Consider the following 17,557-nt stretch of genomic DNA (forward strand, 5'->3'; position numbering starts at 1 on the left):
ATGTGAAAGCAGGCATGGCGACCAATGAGGAGCATGAGGTGACGCAAGAGCAGTATGGCAAGCCGGACCGGATGATTCCGGTGCGCGAGGTGTTCGGCATCGATTCCGGCCTGATGGTGCCGGCCTTCAGCCTGCGCGACGACCACGTACCGGAGATCGACCCGGCCTACCGCTTCCACCCGGAGGTGACGCTGGCAATCCTGGCCGGCTTCATGCGCGACCGGCGCGTGATGGTGCAGGGGCTGCATGGGAGCGGCAAGTCCACCCATATCGAGCAGGTGGCGGCGCGGCTCAACTGGCCGTGCGTGCGCGTCAACCTGGACGGGCATATCAGCCGGCTCGACCTGGTCGGCAAGGACGCCATCGTCGTGCGCGAGGGGCGCCAGGTGACCGAGTTCCAGGAAGGCATCGTGCCGTGGGCGCTGCAGCGGCCGGTGGCGCTGATCTTCGATGAATACGACGCGGGCCGTCCCGACGTGATGTTCGTGATCCAGCGCATCCTGGAACGCGATGGCAAATTCACGCTGCTCGACCAGAACCGCGTGATCCGGCCGCATCCGTCGTTCCGGCTGTTCGCCACCTCCAATACCGTGGGGCTCGGCAACGTCAACGGGCTCTATCACGGCACCCAGCTGCTCAACCACGCGCAGATCGACCGCTGGAACGTGGTCGCCACGCTGGACTACCTGCCGCACGAGGAAGAGGCGGGCATCGTGCTCGCGCGCGTGCCCGAGCTGGACAACGATGCCGGCCGCGCGCTGGTCGACGCCATGGTGGCCATGGCGGGGCTGACGCGGCGCGGGTTTGCGGCGGGTGACCTGTCGGCGCTGATGTCGCCGCGCACCGTGATCAGCTGGGCCGAGAACTGCCAGATCTTCCGCGATCCGGGCCTGGCGTTCCGGCTGACCTTCCTGAACAAGTGCGACGAGGCCGAGCGGCCGGTGGTGGCGGAGTATTACCAGCGCTGCTTCGGGCAACTGCCCGGGGAGCCCGCCGCGGTTGCGGCAGCGTCGGAGTCCGCGCGATGACCACGGCGTCGGCAGCGCAGCAGCTGCGCCGGCGCCAGCGGCAGGACGAACTCTCCGGCGCCGCCGTGCGCGCGCTGACCGGCGATGCGGCGCTGCATTTCCGCGACGGCCAGCTCTGGCGCGCGATGCGGCCGGTGCCGCAGCATGCGCCGCACCTGCGCACCGATCCGGGCACTGACACGGCTGCCTGCCTGCGCGGCGCCGCCGACGGCGCGGCACTGCGGCAGGCGCATTCCGATGCCGCGCTGCACCGCAGCCTCTGCCCCGCCGATCCGGTGGAGCGCCTGCTCTTCGAGCTGCTCGAGCAGCTGCGCTGCGAGACCCACCTGCCGCGCGGCATGGCCGGCGTGGCAGCCAACCTGCGGCACGGCTTCATGGCGTGGTCGCGCGCGTTCCATCGCTCGGGGTTGACCGAGGGCCATCTCGGCATCCTGCTCTACACGGTGGCGCAGGTGGCGTGGTCGCGCCTGAGCGGCGAGCCGGTGCTGGAAGAGACCGAAGACCTGATCGAGGCCACGCGCGCCGCCATCGTTCCCGTGCTGGGCACGGCGCTGGCCGGCCTGCGCGCGCAGCGCCACGACCAGTCCGCGTTTGCCGTACATGCGCTGGCGCTGGCGCGTGCCGTCGGGGACATGGTCCGCAGCGAAGCGCCGCGTGCCGGCGAGGACGACGACAACGCCGTTTCATCGGCACGCGCGGGCTTTGCGCTGTGGCTCGATTTCGACGAACCGCCCGCTGAAGCCTTCGCGCTTGCCGACAGCGGCCACAGCCGCGTGCTGGCCGACGCAGCCGATGGCTACCGTATCTTCACCACGCGCTACGACCGCGAAGTGCGCGCCGCCACGCTGGTGCGGCGCGCCTTGCTCGATGAGTACCGCACGCGTCTGGACGCACGCATCGCCCGCGCGGGCGTCAACGTGGCGCGGCTCGCGCGCAAGCTGCGCGCCGCGCTGGCGCAGCCGCGCGTTGATGGCTGGTCCTTCGGCGAGGAAAGCGGCCGCATCGACGGACGCCGGCTGGCGCAACTGGTCAGCTCGCCCGCCGAACGGCGCCTGTTCCGCCGCGAAGCGCACAAGGCGCACGCCGATTGCGTGGTGGGCTTCCTGGTGGATTGCTCGGGATCGATGAAGGCGCGGGCGGAGCCGCTGACTTTGCTGCTCGACCTGCTGGCGCGTGCCCTCGACCAGGCCGGCGTGGCCACGGAGGTGCTGGGCTTCACCACCAACGCCTGGAACGGCGGGCGCGCCCGCGCCGACTGGCTCGCGCGCGGCCGGCCGGCGCACCCCGGCCGGCTCAACGAAACCTGTCACATGGTGTTCAAGGATGCCGCGCGCAGCTGGCGCCGTGCGCGCACCGACATGACCGCCTTGCTCAAGGCCGACCTGTTCCGCGAAGGCATGGACGGCGAGGCGGTGGAGTGGGCCTGCGCCCGGCTGCACGCCACCGGCAAGGCGCGCCGCATCCTGCTGGTGGTGTCCGACGGTAGCCCGATGGACACCGCCACAGGGCTGGCCAACGATGCGTGTTATCTCGACAACCACCTCAAGGCCGTCGTGGCGCGGCATGAGGCGTTGCGTGATGTGGAGGTGCTGGGGCTGGGGGTTGGGCTGGATCTCAGCCCGTATTACCGGCACACGCTGGCGCTGGACCTGACGCAGCCGGTGGACATGGCGATGTTGGACGAGGTGGCGGGGTTGATCGCCGCGCGGCGGCGCTGAACTCAGGCGCGCACTGCCTCCCTGGGCTGCCACGACACCGCGATATCGCCCTCGATGAACGTCTGGCAAGCCAGCCGGAAGCCCCCTGCGAGTTCTTCTTCCGTCAGCAGTTTCTTTTCCTTCGGCTTGACCGCGTCGGTATGCTCGCGGCCTTTGTCGATGCGGCACTTGCAGGTGCCGCACAGGCCGCCGCCGCACTTGAACGGGATGCCGCCCCGCTCGCGCAGCGACACACGCAGCAGGTTGCTGTTCACCGGCGCGCTGACCGTCTTGCCGTGGTTGGTGAGGAAGGTGATCTGGATCATGGCGATGAATGCGTAGCGTGCGTGTGGGAGGCTTCAGGACTGGCCGCCCACGGCGACCGGCGTGGGCACGAGGGCGATGTCCATGCTGCCGAAGCTGGCCAGCTCGCGCAGCGCGGCGCGGGCGGCCTCCAGCGTGGCGTACTTGTCGAGGAACTTGGTCGATATCAGGTTGACGATGCCGGGTGGGGCTTCCTCCTGCACTCGTACCTTGCTTTCGGCTGTATCGGCCGCCAGCTCGGCGATGACGAAGCGTGCAGTGCGCTTGCCATAGAACACGTAGTCGTATGCCTCGACGGCGGTCATGCCGTCGGTGGGCTCGGTGCGGAACTGGCCGGGGCGGCTGGTGAGCAGCACGAACATGTCAGGCTCCCGCGCTTGCCGTGGCGAGGGCGGCGGGGGCCGGCAGGTCGTCCTGGGCCAGCTCGATGTCATGCTCGATCCAGAGCTGGCACGCTAGCCGGTAACCCTGCTCGAGCCGTTCGCCGAGCTGCTTCTTTTCCTTCCAGTTGGGCGGCGGCAGGTGCTCGGCCCCGGCGAGCACGCGGCAGGCGCACTTGGAGCATTTGCCCATGCCGCACTCGTAGCGCAGGTTGGGGTAGGGGAACTGCCGGATGCCGGCGCGGACAACCAGGTTGGTCTGGGGCTTGACCTCGTCGACAAAGGTCTCGCCGAGCTTGTGGAAGGTGACTTTGGGCATCGTCAGGTCTGGGAAAAGTCAGGAAAAACAGCGGTAGCGATGCTTGCGGGCGCCTACGACCACAACACCATCGCCGCCACGGTGGAGCAGCCCAGCCCGATCAGCACCGGGATCAGCAGCGCGCGCACCGCTTCCAGCACCGGCACCCGGGCGAAGCCTGCCACCGCGATCAGCGACGACCACGCCACCAGCGTGCCGCCGCCGGTCCAGACCGCGCCCATCTGGCCCACGGCCGCCAGCGTGGCCGGGTCGAAGCCGACCACCGGCCCCAGCGCGCCGGCCAGCGTGCCGGTCAGCGGCAGGCCCGCGAAACCTGAGCCGTCGATGCCGGTGATCATGCCGACCAGCAGCACGCCGAAGGCGACCAGCACGTGGTTGTCCGGGATCATGTGCTGGTAGGCCTGGATCAGCTCGAACAGCAGGCTCGGCGCCTTGCCCGGCGGCAGGCCGAGGATCTGCGCGGCGGTCTCGCCGGCGCCGACGAAGAAGAAGCCGGCGATCGGCAGCACCGAGCCCATCGCCTTGAAGGCGAAGACGAAGCCGTCGGTGATGTGCTCCGGGCAGACGTCGAGCATGCGGCGCGGGCCTTCGGCCGCCAGCGTCGCCAGCATCATCAGTACCGCCGCGACGCCGCCGATCAGCGCGGCCGCGTCGCCGCCCTTCAGATCCTGCACGCCGGTGCCGAGCTTGGGCAGCACCATCACGGCGACCACCGCGAGGAAGGCAACCGGCGTCACGATGGCAAAGCATTTCGACCACTTCACCCGGCGCCTTGCCACCATCGACAGGCTTGCCTCGATATTGCTGTCGGTGGCAAGCGGTTCGGTGTGGGCGGTGCCCCTGGCGATCTCGGCCTTGTCGAAGGTGATGCCGCCGTCGATCGCTTCGGCGGTGCCGCCCGCCTGCGCCTGCCAGCGGTCGAGCAGGGTGCCGCAAGCCGGCACGATGTGCTTGCGCATCGACAGGTACGCCAGGCACAGCGCGATGCAGCCGGTGATGATCGACAGGGCCAGCGCGCGGTCGGCCACCACCGCGGCGCTGACCGCCGCACCGGCGGCCTTGGCGCTGATGCCCGGCGCGACGCCGATCACATAGTCCGACGACAACGCCATGCCCTGACCGGCAATGGCGATCGCCATCGCGCCCGCCAGCGGCGGCAGCCCCGCCGCGATCGCGGCGGGCAGCAGGATGGCCGAGACCAGCGGCACGGCCGGCGTCGGCCAGAAGAACAGCGAGATGACGTAGGTGATGCCCGCCAGGATAAAGAACGCCGAATGCCCGTTCTTCATCACCACGCGGAAGGGCTCGACCATGCGGATGTCGGAGCGCAGCGTCTTGAGCGCATTGAGCAGCGCCGTCATGAATGCAATCACCAGGAAGATATTGAACAGCTCCTTGGCGGCAACCAGGCTCGCGGAAAACACCCCGCCCAGTGCCGACACCGGGCTGCCGGTCAGCGCAAAGACGACCAGGGCGGTGCCGACGATCGACGGGACAACAACATTGGCGCGCAGGATCATCGTCAGCACGATGACTGCTACCCCTGACAGATAGATCCAGTGCGCGGCACCGATCACGACTTGTTGTGACATGAAGACTCCCTGGGGGCGGAGGGTTTGTGGGGCGGATGCACTGGGCTGCGCTGCACCCGTTTCGGTATACTATATTCCATAATGTCTTCGCGCCAAGCGATTTCGCATCCGGACTTACGCTTACGCGAGAATGGTGCGGATCGCTCTAAGGCGCACATTTATTGGGAATTCGCCCGCTTTCAAGGTCCTCCCATTGGTGCATCCCATCGGCGGGCCGGTTGCCCGGCGCATCCTCAATATGTAGACTGTATACCGTTATGTATCGATTTCGGCGGGACAATCGAGCCAGATGAGCAGGACGCATGCCCGTTCCCGGGCAATCCGCCCACTCAGCCTGGCCGTCCGGCTATTCCCGCCACTACCGTTTCCGCCATGCCCGATCCGTTGCTCGCGATGCTGCCCGCCGGCCTGTCCGTCCCGGCCTACCTGTCGATGGGACTGCTCATCCTGGCGGGGGCCTGCCTGCAGGGTGTGGGCGGGATCGGCTTTGCCATGCTGTCGGCGCCGCTGGGCGCGATCTTCTTCCCTGACCTCGTGCCGGGGCCGCTGCTGGCGATGGGCTGCTGCCTGTCGCTGATGGGCGCCCTGCGCGAGCGCGAGGCCATCGTCTGGAACATCGCCGGCCTTGCACTGGCCGGCCGTGCGCTGGGCGGCGCCGCGGCGGTGCTGACCATCGCGTGGCTGGCCCCGGGTCCGCTGGCGCTGCTGTTCTCGCTGTCGATCCTCGCCGCCGTGGCGCTGAGCCTGCTCGGCTGGCGCCTGCTGCCTAGCACCCGCAACGTGGTCGTGGCGGGCACCTTGTCTGGCTTCATGGGGACGATCACCTCGGCCGGCGCGCCGCCGTTCGCGCTCGTCATGCAGCACATGGCGCCCGCGCCGTTGCGCGCGACCATGGGCTGCATCCTGTCCGGCGGGGCGGTGCTGTCGCTCGCCATGCTGGCGCTGGCCGGGCGCTTCGGCCTGCCGCAACTGGTGCTGGCGCTGGTGCTGGCGCCGTTCCTGCTGGCCGGTTTCGCGCTGTCCAACCGGCTGCGCGGGCGGGTGTCTCCCACTGCGGTGCGCCGCCTGCTGCTGGGCCTGTGCGCGGCCGGCGCGCTGGGCGTGCTCGGCCGCGCGGCATTTGCCTGATGCCGCCGGGCCCGCGGCGCTTCCGAATTTTTCCAGCTCAACCTAACCAGCGGAGTTTCCATGCAGCACATCACAGACGCGATGATCGATGCCCACGTCACCCCGGAAGATGCCCGGCAGGTCATGGAGGCGGCGTTTTCCAGCTTCGGGCGCGGCGACGCCGCGATGCAGGAGCGCATCCGCACCGAGGCCGGCGGCGTCAAGCTGTCCACGCTGGGGGCGGTGATTCCGCAGCAGGGCGTGGCCGGGGCCAAGGTCTACACCACCATCAACGGCCAGTTTTCCTTTGTCATCCTGATCTTCTCGACCGAAGACGGCCGGCCGCTGGCTTCGTTCGACGCCGGCGCCATCACGCGCCTGCGCACCGCGGCGTGCACCACGCTGGCGGCGCAGCGGCTGGCCCGTCCCGGCGCGCGCACGCTGGCCTTGTTCGGCGCCGGCACGCAGGGCGCCCAGCACGCGCGCCAGCTCGGCGCCACGCTGGGGCTGGAACGCATCCTGGTGTCCGATCCGCATGCGGACGCCGGCATGCCCGAGCGCCTGTCGGCGCTGTGCGGCATCCCGGTGGCGCTGGCCGAGCCCGATGCGGCGGTGGCCGAGGCCGACATCATTGTCACGGCCTCGCGCGCGACCACGCCGCTGTTCGCCGGCACGTCGATCCGGCCGGGCGCCTTCGTGGCCGCCATCGGCTCCAGCCTGCCGCATACGCGCGAACTGGACGACGCCGCGCTGCGCCGCGCCGCCGCGGTCGTGGTGGAGTGGCGGCCGCAATCGACCCGCGAGGCCGGCGATATCGTGCTGGCCGATCCGCAAGCGCTGCCGGCGGACAAGATCGTGGAACTGGCGGACGTCGTGCTCGGCAAGGCGTCGCCAAGGCAGCGCGACGACGACATCGTGATCTACAAGTCGGTCGGCGTGGGGCTGGAAGACGTGGCGCTGGCTGGTTTCGCCTGGTCGCGCATCGCGGGCGGGGCAGAGCGCCGCGCCGCCTGAGCGCCGTCGCTCGCTCCAGCGCCGGGTAAACACCGACGTGATTAGTCAACAGAGCCCTTGTCGTCTCCGATTGACTGTATATAGTATACAAACATGCCGAGGCCGATCCGCCATGCGAGCCGGCCCCGGCATCCAACCCACCGAATCGCCCCGTATCGCCAACCAGGAGCCCCCGTCATGGCCGAACTGATGAACCGCGAAGATTTCCGTGCCGCCCTCGAAGAAGCCATCAAAGGCAAGAGCGCCAACAAGGCGCCGTTCAGCGTGGCCTGGGCCAGCGGCAAGCTGACCCGCGCCCATCTCGCGCGCTGGGCCGAGAACCACTACCACTACGTCGGCCCGTTCGCGGACTACCTGGGCTACATCTACGCCCGCACGCCGGACCGCTATACCGAAGCCAAGGATTTCCTGCTCGCGAACATGTACGAGGAAGAGATCGGCGGCGACCGCCACACCGACCTGCTGATCCGCTTTGCCGAAGCCTGCGGCACCACGCGCGAGCGCGTGACCGACCCGGACAACATGTCGCCCACCACGCGCGGCCTGCAGAGCTGGTGCTATGCGGTGGCCATGCGCGAAGACCCGATCGTGGCGGTGGCCGGCCTGGTGGTGGGGCTGGAATCGCAGGTGCCGTCGATCTACCGCAAGCAGACCCCGACGCTGCGCGACAAGTACCAGTTCACCGACGAAGAGGTCGAGTTCTTCGACCTGCATATCGTCTCGGACGAGATCCACGGCGAGCGCGGCTACCAGATCGTGCTGGAGCACGCCAACACGCCGGAGCTGCAGCAGCGCTGCCTGAAGATCTGCGAGATCGGCGCGCAGATGCGGCTGCTGTACACCACCGCGCTCTATCACGACTACGTCGAGAAAGAACTGCCGCTGCCCGAACTCGACATGGCAGCCTGAGCGCCGCCACGCAACGGGATCGACGATGACCGTATTCCTGAACCATATCGACGGCGAATGGACGGCCTGCCAGTCGGGCCGCACCTTCGACAACGTCAACCCGGCCGACACCGCCGACCTCGTGGGCCGCTTCCAGGCGTCGTCCGCGGTCGACGCGCAGGCGGCCGTGGCGGCCGCGGCGGCAGCCTTTGCCGGCTGGAGAAAGACCCCGGTCGGCAAGCGCGCCGCCATCCTCAACCGCGCGGCGGAGCACCTTGAAGCCAACGCCGACAGCATCGCCGCCGAGCTGACCCGCGAGGAAGGCAAGGCGCTGGCGCTGGCGCGCGACGAGGTGCTGCGCTCGGCCCAGACACTGCGCTTCTATGCCGTGGAAGCGCAGACCTTCACCGGCGAGGTGTTTCCCAACGACGACGCTGACCAACTCGTCTACAGCCAGCGCGAGCCGCTGGGCGTGGTGACGGTGATCGCGCCGTGGAATTTCCCGGTATCGATTCCCGCGCGCAAGCTCGCGCCGGCGCTGGTGACCGGCAACACGGTGGTGTTCAAGCCGTCGTCCGAGGCGCCGCTGTCGGGCTACCGGCTGGCCGAGGCGCTGGTCAAGGCCGGGCTGCCCAAGGGCGTGCTGAACTTCATCACCGGCAGCGCCGCCGAGATCGGCGCAACCATCACCGAAGCGCCTGCGGTGCGCGCGATCTCGTTCACCGGGTCGTCGCGCGCCGGCGAGCAGATCCACCGCGCGGCGCCGCTGACCACGCGCACGCAGATGGAACTCGGCGGCAAGAACCCGCTGATCGTGATGGAAGACGCCGACCTGGATCGCGCCGTCGACCTGACCATCAAGGGCGGCTTCTCGCTGTCGGGGCAAGCCTGCACCGGCACCAGCCGCGTGCTGGTGGCCGAATCCGTGAAGGCGGCATACACCGAGCGCCTGCTGGCGAAAGTCGCAACGCTCAAGGTCGGCAGCGGCATGACGCCGGGCATGGATCTCGGGCCGCTGGCCTCGGCCAGGCAACTGGAGACCGTGCTGCGCTATATCGACATCGGCAAGTCCGAGGCGACGCTGCTGTGCGGCGGCACGCGGCTGACCGGCGGCGATCTCGACAAGGGCTATTACGTCGCGCCGACGGTGTTCACCGACGTGACGCAGCAGATGCGGATCGCGCGCGAGGAGATCTTCGGGCCTGTGATCGCCATCATCGGATTTACCGGCTACGCCGACGCCATCGCCAAGGCCAACGATACCGAGTACGGGCTGGCCGCGGCCATCGTCACCAGCAACCCGCGCTACATCCACCACTTCGCCACCGACATCGAGGCGGGCACGGTCAAGATCAACCGCACCACCACGGGCAACCTGGTCAACGCGCCGTTCGGCGGGGTCAAGAGGTCTAGCACCTCGACCTTCCGCGAGTCGGGCCGCACCGGGCTGGAATTCTATACGCAGGTCAAGACGGTCTACCGGGGCGCCTGAGCCCGGCCGTCGCAAGGAGTCTTACCGATGAAGAAAGCCATCAAGCTGGAACTGCGCGAAGCGCGCCACATGGTTGCCGCCGCGATCCGGCGCTCGGAGGAAATCGGCGTGCTGGAGTCGATCTGCGTGGTCGACGAGGGCGGCTACCCGCTCGCGCTCGAACGCATGGACGGCGCCCGCATCACCGGGCCGCAGATCGCGTGGAACAAGGCGTTCACCGCCGCGGGCCACAAGCGCTCCACCCACCTGTTCACCACGCCGCCGAACGGGCCGGCGCTGCCTGGCAACGAGGCCTTCGGCATCCAGTGGAGCTTCGAAGGCAAGTTCGCGGCGTTCGTCGGCGGCTTCCCGATCGTGGTCAACGACGAGGTGATCGGCGGCATCGGCCTGTCGGGCGGCAACGGCGAGCAGGACACGCAGGCCGGGCTGGCCGCGCTGCAGGCGCTGGCCGAACTGCTTGCGCCGCAGGACCTGAAGGTGCTGGTGCAGGCCGATATCAAGAAGTAAGTACAAGTTCGTCTTAGCGGAGGTTCCATGTCGTACCGCATCCAGATCGCCGATACGCAGCAGGTCTTTTTCGTCGAGCGCGGCGAGACGCTGCTGCAGGCCGCGCAGCGCGCCAGCATCGCCTTGCCGCACGACTGCCAGCTGGGCGGCTGCGGCACCTGCCGCATCCGCCTGTTCGACGGGCAGGTGCGCTACGACGAGGAGCCGTTCGGCCTCGCGCCGGACGAGGCTGCCGCCGGTTACGCGCTCGCTTGCCAGGCACAGCCGCTGGCCGACCTCGTCATCGGCACCGCACGTGAGGGCGAGGCCTGCGCCGAGCCCGCGCGGCACCGCGCGGTGGTGCAGGCGGTGCGCCCGCTGTCGGCGGACGTCATGCACGTCGAACTGGAGGTGCCGGACGCGGGCACGCTGGACTATCGCCCCGGCCAATACCTGAAGCTGGTGAGTACCGACGGGCTCGCGCGCAGCTTTTCGATGGCGTCGGTGCCGCGGGACGGGCGGGTCGACCTGCACGTGCGGCGCATTCCGGGCGGCGCCTTTACCGACGGCATCCTGCCGCGCATGCGGGCTGGCGATGCAATCGACGTCGAACTGCCGCTCGGCAACTTCTTCTACCGGTCCCGCGACTACCGGCCGCTGCTGATGGTGGCCACCGGCACCGGGCTGGCGCCGATCAAGGCGATCCTGGAATCGCTGATGGGCGATCCCGACTGCCCGCCGGTGTCGCTGTACTGGGGCATGCGCCAGCCGCACGACCTGTACCTGCACGACGCCATCCCCGCGTGGGGCGAACGGCTCTATGACTTCCAGTACGTCCCGGTGCTGTCGCGCGCCGGGACGGACTGGCAGGGCAGGCGCGGCTATGTGCACGACGCGGCGCTGGCCGACCTGGGCGACCTGAGCGAGCACGCCATCTACCTGTGCGGCTCGCCCGACATGATCCGTGACGCCCGTGCCGCTTTCCTGGCGCACGGAGCCAGTCCTGACCACCTCTATGCGGACAGCTTTACCTTCCAGCACCTTTGTTAAGACATGACGGTATGCAAGGATGGCTGGTATACAATGACGCCAGCCTTTCCGCCTACGCCTCTGCCGACCCATGTCCCTCACTCCGTCTCCCGCCGCGCCCGCCGAGCCGCTGAGCCTCGGTGCCAGCCACTCGCCGCTGTTTGCCCTTGTCACCGACAAGGTGCGCGAAGGCATCCTGAACGGCAAGTACGCGCCGGGCGAGCGGCTGGTGGAAAACAAGCTGTCGGCGGAACTGGGCGTATCGCGCATTCCCGTGCGCGAGGCGCTGCGCGCGCTGGCCAGCGAGGGCCTGGTGCTGATCGAGCCGCGCCGCGGCGCCACGGTGGCGAGCCTGTCGCCGGTGATCGCGCGCGAGATGGTGGAGGTGCGCGCCACGCTGGAAGGCCTCAACGCCAAGCTCGCCGCGCAGCGGCGCGACCCGGCGCTGGTGGCGGAACTGGAAACGGTGCTGCGCCAGGGCATGGAGGCCGCCGCGCAGGGCCGCGCGGATGAACTGCTGGCGCTCAATACCCGCTTTCATGAGGTGCTCGGCACCATCGCCGCGAACAGCGTGCTGCAGGAAATGATGCGCTCGCTGCGCGAGCGCACCGCCGTGCTGTTCGGCCCCGCCAACGTGGTGCGCGCGCGCCAGAACTGGGACGAGCACGCCCAGATCCTGCAGGCCGTGATCGCCGGCGACGCCGACCTTGCCGCGCTGCTGGCCGCGCGCCATGTCTACAGCGCCGCCAAGGCGGCCGACCTGCCGGTGGGCGGGCAGGGCGCGGCGCAGGCGGCCTGAGCGAAGGCTGCGGCCCCTGGCTGTCGTCCGCTGCCGGCCGGTATCTTCCCAATCCGAGTGGCGATTGCTATTTCCGTTGCATGCCCCGCAACAAGGCGTTGCATGCCCGCGCATGACGCACTGCACCAAGAATGTGTATACTGTAGTCATTCAAGGTCAATTGGGATTTACCATGCAGTCGCCCGAGCAACGCTATCTGTCGCAACCCGTAGGTCAGCAACTGCTGCACCACCTTGCCGCGCGCGACGCCGTGCGCCATGCCTCGCCGCTGGTGCCGCTGCGCCTGCGCGATATCGGCCGCTTCCTGCAGGCGCTGGGCGGCCGCGCGCCCCGGCGCGGCCATTGCTGATCCAGCCTGAGTGAGCGGGCGGCGCATCGCGCCGCTCGTGGCCGTCGCTTCCCTTCTGGCACGGGTTCTGCGTGCCGCACTTCCCCCGATAGTCCATCCCCTGGCGCTTGCCATCCGTGGTGCCCGCGCGCACATTCGCCTTGCACTGCGCGCAAAACGGAATATAGTATACCAACGCAAGCAGTCCCTGAGCCCCTGATAATGCCCCCACCCGTGCCGAGCCGCGCGGATCACGACAAGGAGCCGATGTGAACCTGCCCGACTGGACGACCGGCGGCTTTCCGCCGCTATGGGAGGTGGCACAACGGCTCGCCGGCGGCACGGTTACATCGGAGGAACTTGTCGACGCCTGCGAGGCGGCCTGGCAGCGATGGCACGGCGTCATCAATGCGCTGGTGCTGCCGGATTTCAGCGCCGCGCGCGCCGCGGCACGCGACAGCGACCGGCGCCGCCGCGCCGGGCAGGCGCGCGGCGTCCTCGACGGCGTGCCGTTCTCGGTCAAGGAATCGTTCGACGTCGCCGGCTGGCCGACCACCTGCGGCAATCCCGCCTTGCGCGGGCACGTCGCCCAGCGGGATGCCGTGGTGGTGCAACGGCTGCGCGATGCCGGCGCGGTCCTGCTCGGCAAGACCAACGTCCCGCTCGGGCTGCGCGACTGGCAGAGCTACAACGCCATCTATGGCACGACCCGCAATCCGCACGATCCGTCGCGCACGCCGGGCGGCTCGTCCGGCGGTAGCGCGGCGGCGGTGTGCGCGGGTTTGTCGTTCTTCGATGTGGGTTCCGACATCGGTTCCTCGCTGCGCAACCCGGCGCACTACTGCGGCATCTTCTCGCTCAAGCCTAGTCACGGGCTGGTGCCACTGGCAGGCCACGGCACCGGCGCGGCGCGTTTCGGCGAGCAGGACATCAATGTCGCCGGCCCGCTGGCCCGCAGCGCTCGCGACCTGGAACTGGTGCTGCGCGCGATCGCCGGACCGGCCGGTGACGAGGCATTGCCATACCGCTTGCAGTTGCCGGAATGCCCGCACTGCACGCTCGCGGATTTCCGCGTTGCCGTCCTGCCCACCCATGCCCAGGCGGAAGCCGACACCGAGGTTGCAACGCAGATCGAACAGCTGGGTCACTGGCTGTCCGGCAAGGGCGCCCGCGTCGACTGGCATGTGCGGCCGGACTTCGACGCCGGCGAGCTCTGGCATGTCTACGTGACGCTGTTGCGCGCCACCACCTCTGTGCACATGGACGACGCCGCGTTTGCCGATGCGCTGGCGCGCAGCGCCACCGCCGCGGCGGGCGACCATGGCTATGCAACCCTGCAGTACACCGGCGCGACGCTGGGCCACCGCGACTGGTTGCGCCTGCAGGTCGCGCGCGAGCGCTTTGCCGCCGCCTGGCGCCGCTTCTTTACCGGCTACGACGTGCTGCTATGCCCGGCCGCGGCCACCACGGCATTTCCCATCGACGAGGCCGGAGAGCCCTGGCAGCGGACCATCAGCGTCAACGGCCGCCCGCAGCCGATGACCACGCAACTGTTCTGGGCCGGCCATTCCGGGCTGTGCGGCCTGCCTTCGGCCGTTGCGCCGATCACACCGATCGCACCAATGGGGCCAGGCGCCAGCGGCCTGCCGGTCGGCGTGCAGATCGTCGCCGGCCGCTACCAGGATCTCACCGCCTTGCGTTTTGCCAGCCTGCTGGAGGAAGCGGGCCATGCCTGCCGGCCGCCGCCGCGGCCAGCGGCCTGACCGGCGGACCACCACCACCAACCACACCACATCACACCACCACAGGGGAGGGAATCATGTTCGATTGGTTCCGTGATTTGTCGCGCATGGAGCGCAAGGGATTCTATGGCGCGTTCCTGGGGCATGCCGTCGACGTGTTCGACTTCATGATCTATTCCTTCCTCATCTCCACGCTGCTGGGGCAGTGGGGCATGAGCAAGTCCACGGCGGGCGCGATCGTCACGTGGACACTGGTGTCGTCGCTGGTCGGCGCGATCGGCGCCGGCATCCTGGCCGACCGCTACGGGCGGGTGCGCGTGCTGCGCTGGACCATCATCGTGTTCGCGGGCGCGTGCTTCCTGTGCGGGCTGGCGCAGTCGCCGGAGCAACTGATGCTGTTCCGCATGATCCAGGGGCTGGGCTTCGGCGGCGAGTCATCGCTGTGCATGGTGCTGGTGACGGAGATGATCCGCAACCCCGCGCACCGCGGCAAATACTCGGGCTTTACCGCGAGCAGCTATTCCTTCGGCTGGGGCGCGGCGGCGATCGTGTATGCGATCACCTTCAGCGTGCTGCCGGCGGAGACGGCATGGCGCGTCTGCTTCTTCCTCGGCATCCTGCCGGCACTGGTGGTGATCTACCTGCGCCGCAACCTGGAGGAGCCGGAGATATTCCTGAAGAGCCGCGCGGCGGGCAGGCAAGGCTCCGCGCTGGCCGGGCTCGGCCGCCTGTTCCGCGGGCCGCTGCTGTCGAAGACGCTGCTGTGCAGCCTGCTTTCGGGCGGCATGCTGGGGGCGTACTACGCCATTGCCACGTGGCTGCCGACCTTCCTCAAGACCGAGCGCGGGCTGTCGGTGTTCGGCACCAGTAGCTACCTGACGGTCACCATCATCGGCTCACTGGTCGGATACGTGGCGGGAGCCTATGCCACGGACCGCTGGGGCCGGCGGCTGACCTACATCGTGTTTGCGGCGGGGGCGTTCGTGGCCGCGCTGGTCTACATGGTGATCCCGGTGTCGAACACGTCGATGCTGTTCCTGGGCTTCCCGCTGGGGGTGCTGATGCAGGGCGTGTTCGCCGGCATCGGCGCGACCATCTCCGAGTCCTATCCCAACGATATCCGCGCGACGGGATATGGCGTCTCGTACAACGCCGGCCGTGTGATCGGCTCGCTGTTCCCGCTATCGGTCGGGTGGCTGAGTTCGGGGCACACCTCGCTGCCGATCGCGATCGCGATTGTCGCCGGGGTTGGCTATGCGATGGTAGTGGTTGCCGCCGTGTTGCTGCCGGAAACGACCGGTATGGATCTCGGGCAGGCCGGCGGCAGCGGCGAGAAAGAAGACGCCGCGCCGCTGGCGCAGCCCGCAGGCACGGTCGCCTGAACGCGCCGGGAGGGCGCTGCCCGCGCCCTCATCGAACCCACGCCGAGATCGCAGGCAGCATCAGGCTGACGCCGATCCCGATCAGCACCCCAAACGCAACCCGCCGCGTCGTGGTCGGCGAGAACGGCGGCGGAAAGCGCCGCCCCAGCAGCGTGGCGATTACCACCACCGGCACGCCCAGCGCCGCCTGCAGCCAGATCGCGCCATCGAGCTGGCCCTGCCAAGCCGAGAACAACGTGCGCACGCTGGACGTGACGGTAAATACCAGGATCAGCGCGCAGCGGATCTCCACCGGCTTCATCGGCTGCCGGTAGAACTGGAAGATCAGCGGCGGCCCGGACACGCCGAACATGCCGCTCAGCAGCCCGCCGAACACGCCGCTGACGAAGAAGCTGCCATCGCCTGAGCGTTGCGGCAGCGGTTCGGGCTTGAACGCGGCGCTCAGGCCGCCGTACAGGATCACCGCGCCCAGCAGCAGTTGCAGCAGCGTGGCGGCGCTGGAACTCAGGTACTCCAGTACCAGCACGCCCACCAGCACCGACGGCAGGATGCCGATGGCGGCAGCGCCCACGGCGCGCCAGTCGATATGCTCCAGCTTGCCGGGCAGCGCGCAGGCGCTGTTGGCCAGCGTCACCAGGCTGACCACGGCCGCGACGGTGGCCACCGGCGCGAGCCCCAGCCCGCTGGTGGCGCCCATCACGATCATGCCCAGGCCGAAGCCGGTCACCGTCTGGAAGTAGGTACCCGCGCCGAGCAGGGCTTGCAGCCCCAGCAGCGGCAACAACAATTCCGCCTTCATGCCGCCGCCTGTTCGCCTTTGCCGGCCTGTGCCGCGGTGGCCTGCGCCTGGACCACGGTGACGGCGATGACATGGAACACATCGTCCGCGCCGCACCCGCGCGACAGGTCGTTGGCCGGCTTGTTCAGTCCCTGCAGCATCGGCCCGATCGCCTTGGCGCCGCCGACGCGCTCGGCCAGCTTGTAGCCGATATTGCCGGACTCCAGGTTGGGGAACACCAGCACGTTGGCGCGGCCGTTGACCTGCGAGTGCGCGACCTTGCGCGCGGCGATCTCGGCGACGATGGCGGCATCGAGCTGCACGTCGCCATCGATGGCCAGGCCGGGGCGCTGCGCGCGCACGCGCTCGGTCGCGGCCACCACCTTGTCCACGGCGGCGTGGTGCGCGCTGCCGCTGGTGGAGAACGACAGCATCGCCACGCGCGGCTCGTCGTTCAGCAGTGCGCACGCGCTGTCGGCCGCGGCCATGGCGATCTCCGACAGCTCTTCCGCATCGGGATTCACCACCAGCCCGCAGTCAGAGAAGATCAGCCCGCCCTTGAGCGTGTGGAAGGGCTCGCACAGCATCATCAGGAAAAAGCTCGACACCAGCCGGAAACCGGGCGCCAGGCCGATCAGCTGGATCGCGTTGCGCACCACGTCGGCGGTGGTGTGTTCCGCCCCCGCGACCGACCCGTCCGCATGGCCGAGGCGCACCATCAGGTTGGCGAAGCACAGCGGGTCCAGCACCGCGCGCCTGGCTTCGTCCAGCGTCATGCCTTTCTTCTGGCGCAAGGCGTAGAGCTGTTGCGCGAACGAGGGCGTCAGCGCGGAGGTGGCCGGATCGACCAGCGTGATGCCGTCCAGCGCGATGCCGTGGATGGCCGCGGCGGCGTTGATCTGGCGCGGGTTGCCGACCAGCACGATGCGGGCGATGCCTTCCTGCGTGGCACGCTGCGCGGCCTGCAGGATGCGCGGGTCTTCGGCCTCGCACAGCACGATGCGGCGGGGGGCGGCGCGGGCGCGGTCGATGATGCGGAGGATGGGTTTCATGGTGGTTGGCTCGGTGAAACTGAAAAAAGGGCCAGCGCCGCGCGCTGTGCCCTTGGTGTTCTCCCCTCTCCCGCTTGCGGGAGAGGGAGCACCCCATCGCGAGAGAAAGGGGTGCTGCTT

At 69.0% G+C, this 17,557-nt stretch carries 18 protein-coding genes; 12 read left to right on the forward strand and 6 right to left on the reverse strand.

Annotation, left to right across the window (positions count from 1 at the left end; translation table 11 throughout):
• The first annotated feature begins 14 nt into the window (after positions 1-14).
• Together ACAD63_RS24955 and ACAD63_RS24960 are read left to right on the forward strand one after the other, a co-directional pair.
• On the forward strand, positions 15-1,028 hold the full coding sequence (locus ACAD63_RS24955) for an AAA family ATPase (RefSeq protein ID WP_434034508.1): 1,014 nt from the start codon (positions 15-17) through the stop codon (positions 1,026-1,028).
• Positions 1,025-2,746 carry a cobaltochelatase CobT-related protein gene (locus ACAD63_RS24960; RefSeq protein ID WP_434034509.1) on the forward strand — a complete coding sequence of 574 codons (1,722 nt, stop codon included), beginning with the start codon at positions 1,025-1,027 and terminating at the stop codon, positions 2,744-2,746. The genes ACAD63_RS24955 and ACAD63_RS24960 overlap by 4 nt, the downstream gene beginning before the upstream one ends.
• A gap of 2 nt (positions 2,747-2,748) precedes the next feature.
• Here the strand turns inward: ACAD63_RS24960 and ACAD63_RS24965 are convergent, their stop codons facing one another.
• Genes ACAD63_RS24965 through ACAD63_RS24980 form a run of 4 tightly spaced genes read right to left on the reverse strand, consistent with a single transcriptional unit; the run spans position 2,749 to position 5,340 of the window.
• Entirely contained in the window at positions 2,749-3,051 is a 303-nt protein-coding gene (locus tag ACAD63_RS24965; protein WP_133094312.1) for a 2Fe-2S iron-sulfur cluster-binding protein, read from the reverse strand.
• Between the two features lie 33 nt (positions 3,052-3,084).
• Positions 3,085-3,411: a ferredoxin gene (locus tag ACAD63_RS24970; RefSeq protein ID WP_195427061.1), complete on the reverse strand. Its 327-nt coding sequence runs from the start codon at positions 3,409-3,411 to the stop codon at positions 3,085-3,087.
• 1 nt (position 3,412) lies between these two features.
• Entirely contained in the window at positions 3,413-3,748 is a 336-nt protein-coding gene (locus ACAD63_RS24975; RefSeq protein WP_135702961.1) for a 2Fe-2S iron-sulfur cluster-binding protein, read from the reverse strand.
• A 53-nt stretch (positions 3,749-3,801) separates the two neighbouring features.
• Positions 3,802-5,340, reverse strand: a complete 1,539-nt coding sequence (locus tag ACAD63_RS24980; protein WP_434034510.1) for a hypothetical protein — start codon at positions 5,338-5,340, stop codon at positions 3,802-3,804.
• Between the two features lie 372 nt (positions 5,341-5,712).
• Between ACAD63_RS24980 and ACAD63_RS24985 the strand changes: the two genes are divergently transcribed.
• The 10 genes from ACAD63_RS24985 (at position 5,713) to ACAD63_RS25030 (ending at position 15,607) form a co-directional block, all read left to right on the forward strand.
• Positions 5,713-6,468 carry a sulfite exporter TauE/SafE family protein gene (locus ACAD63_RS24985; RefSeq protein WP_371703797.1) on the forward strand — a complete coding sequence of 252 codons (756 nt, stop codon included), beginning with the start codon at positions 5,713-5,715 and terminating at the stop codon, positions 6,466-6,468.
• A gap of 60 nt (positions 6,469-6,528) precedes the next feature.
• Complete coding sequence (locus ACAD63_RS24990; RefSeq protein ID WP_133094316.1) at positions 6,529-7,461, forward strand: ornithine cyclodeaminase family protein; 933 nt, start codon at positions 6,529-6,531, stop codon at positions 7,459-7,461.
• Between the two features lie 177 nt (positions 7,462-7,638).
• On the forward strand, positions 7,639-8,370 hold the full coding sequence (locus ACAD63_RS24995; RefSeq protein WP_133094317.1) for a TenA family transcriptional regulator: 732 nt from the start codon (positions 7,639-7,641) through the stop codon (positions 8,368-8,370).
• Between the two features lie 25 nt (positions 8,371-8,395).
• Complete coding sequence (locus tag ACAD63_RS25000) at positions 8,396-9,841, forward strand: aldehyde dehydrogenase family protein (RefSeq protein ID WP_434034511.1); 1,446 nt, start codon at positions 8,396-8,398, stop codon at positions 9,839-9,841.
• A gap of 27 nt (positions 9,842-9,868) precedes the next feature.
• Complete coding sequence (locus tag ACAD63_RS25005; RefSeq protein WP_013953475.1) at positions 9,869-10,348, forward strand: GlcG/HbpS family heme-binding protein; 480 nt, start codon at positions 9,869-9,871, stop codon at positions 10,346-10,348.
• Positions 10,349-10,375: 27 nt separating this feature from the next.
• On the forward strand, positions 10,376-11,377 hold the full coding sequence (locus ACAD63_RS25010; protein WP_133094319.1) for a 2Fe-2S iron-sulfur cluster-binding protein: 1,002 nt from the start codon (positions 10,376-10,378) through the stop codon (positions 11,375-11,377).
• A gap of 70 nt (positions 11,378-11,447) precedes the next feature.
• On the forward strand, positions 11,448-12,155 hold the full coding sequence (locus ACAD63_RS25015; protein ID WP_135702959.1) for a GntR family transcriptional regulator: 708 nt from the start codon (positions 11,448-11,450) through the stop codon (positions 12,153-12,155).
• A 172-nt stretch (positions 12,156-12,327) separates the two neighbouring features.
• Positions 12,328-12,504 carry a hypothetical protein gene (locus ACAD63_RS25020; RefSeq protein WP_165971459.1) on the forward strand — a complete coding sequence of 59 codons (177 nt, stop codon included), beginning with the start codon at positions 12,328-12,330 and terminating at the stop codon, positions 12,502-12,504.
• Between the two features lie 248 nt (positions 12,505-12,752).
• The gene (locus ACAD63_RS25025; protein WP_195427065.1) at positions 12,753-14,246 is read left to right on the forward strand and encodes an amidase; all 1,494 of its coding nucleotides are present in this window, start codon (positions 12,753-12,755) and stop codon (positions 14,244-14,246) included.
• Positions 14,247-14,302: 56 nt separating this feature from the next.
• Complete coding sequence (locus tag ACAD63_RS25030) at positions 14,303-15,607, forward strand: MFS transporter (RefSeq protein WP_133094322.1); 1,305 nt, start codon at positions 14,303-14,305, stop codon at positions 15,605-15,607.
• Positions 15,608-15,635: 28 nt separating this feature from the next.
• Here ACAD63_RS25030 and ACAD63_RS25035 read toward each other — a convergent pair whose 3' ends face one another.
• Both ACAD63_RS25035 and pta read right to left on the reverse strand, forming a co-directional pair.
• Positions 15,636-16,406, reverse strand: coding sequence for a sulfite exporter TauE/SafE family protein (locus tag ACAD63_RS25035; protein ID WP_135702957.1), 771 nt, complete (start codon positions 16,404-16,406; stop codon positions 15,636-15,638).
• Positions 16,403-17,437, reverse strand: a complete 1,035-nt coding sequence (gene pta, locus ACAD63_RS25040; RefSeq protein ID WP_434034512.1) for a phosphate acetyltransferase — start codon at positions 17,435-17,437, stop codon at positions 16,403-16,405. The genes ACAD63_RS25035 and pta overlap by 4 nt, the downstream gene beginning before the upstream one ends.
• Positions 17,438-17,557: the final 120 nt, after the last annotated feature.

It is taken from the genome of Cupriavidus sp. a3 (assembly GCF_051015765.1).
In the GTDB taxonomy this organism is placed as follows: domain Bacteria; phylum Pseudomonadota; class Gammaproteobacteria; order Burkholderiales; family Burkholderiaceae; genus Cupriavidus; species Cupriavidus oxalaticus_A.

Excerpts from the sequence above, each read along its gene's own strand:
- ACAD63_RS24955 (WP_434034508.1), top strand. The coding sequence starts at position 15 with ATGGCGACCAATGAGGAGCATGAGGTGACGCAAGAGCAGTATGGCAAG.
- ACAD63_RS24960 (WP_434034509.1), top strand. The coding sequence starts at position 1,025 with ATGACCACGGCGTCGGCAGCGCAGCAGCTGCGCCGGCGCCAGCGGCAG.
- ACAD63_RS24965 (WP_133094312.1), bottom strand. The coding sequence starts at position 3,051 with ATGATCCAGATCACCTTCCTCACCAACCACGGCAAGACGGTCAGCGCG.
- ACAD63_RS24970 (WP_195427061.1), bottom strand. The coding sequence starts at position 3,411 with ATGTTCGTGCTGCTCACCAGCCGCCCCGGCCAGTTCCGCACCGAGCCC.
- ACAD63_RS24975 (WP_135702961.1), bottom strand. The coding sequence starts at position 3,748 with ATGCCCAAAGTCACCTTCCACAAGCTCGGCGAGACCTTTGTCGACGAG.
- ACAD63_RS24980 (WP_434034510.1), bottom strand. The coding sequence starts at position 5,340 with ATGTCACAACAAGTCGTGATCGGTGCCGCGCACTGGATCTATCTGTCA.
- ACAD63_RS24985 (WP_371703797.1), top strand. The coding sequence starts at position 5,713 with ATGCCCGATCCGTTGCTCGCGATGCTGCCCGCCGGCCTGTCCGTCCCG.
- ACAD63_RS24990 (WP_133094316.1), top strand. The coding sequence starts at position 6,529 with ATGCAGCACATCACAGACGCGATGATCGATGCCCACGTCACCCCGGAA.
- ACAD63_RS24995 (WP_133094317.1), top strand. The coding sequence starts at position 7,639 with ATGGCCGAACTGATGAACCGCGAAGATTTCCGTGCCGCCCTCGAAGAA.
- ACAD63_RS25000 (WP_434034511.1), top strand. The coding sequence starts at position 8,396 with ATGACCGTATTCCTGAACCATATCGACGGCGAATGGACGGCCTGCCAG.
- ACAD63_RS25005 (WP_013953475.1), top strand. The coding sequence starts at position 9,869 with ATGAAGAAAGCCATCAAGCTGGAACTGCGCGAAGCGCGCCACATGGTT.
- ACAD63_RS25010 (WP_133094319.1), top strand. The coding sequence starts at position 10,376 with ATGTCGTACCGCATCCAGATCGCCGATACGCAGCAGGTCTTTTTCGTC.
- ACAD63_RS25015 (WP_135702959.1), top strand. The coding sequence starts at position 11,448 with ATGTCCCTCACTCCGTCTCCCGCCGCGCCCGCCGAGCCGCTGAGCCTC.
- ACAD63_RS25020 (WP_165971459.1), top strand. The coding sequence starts at position 12,328 with ATGCAGTCGCCCGAGCAACGCTATCTGTCGCAACCCGTAGGTCAGCAA.
- ACAD63_RS25030 (WP_133094322.1), top strand. The coding sequence starts at position 14,303 with ATGTTCGATTGGTTCCGTGATTTGTCGCGCATGGAGCGCAAGGGATTC.
- ACAD63_RS25035 (WP_135702957.1), bottom strand. The coding sequence starts at position 16,406 with ATGAAGGCGGAATTGTTGTTGCCGCTGCTGGGGCTGCAAGCCCTGCTC.
- pta (WP_434034512.1), bottom strand. The coding sequence starts at position 17,437 with ATGAAACCCATCCTCCGCATCATCGACCGCGCCCGCGCCGCCCCCCGC.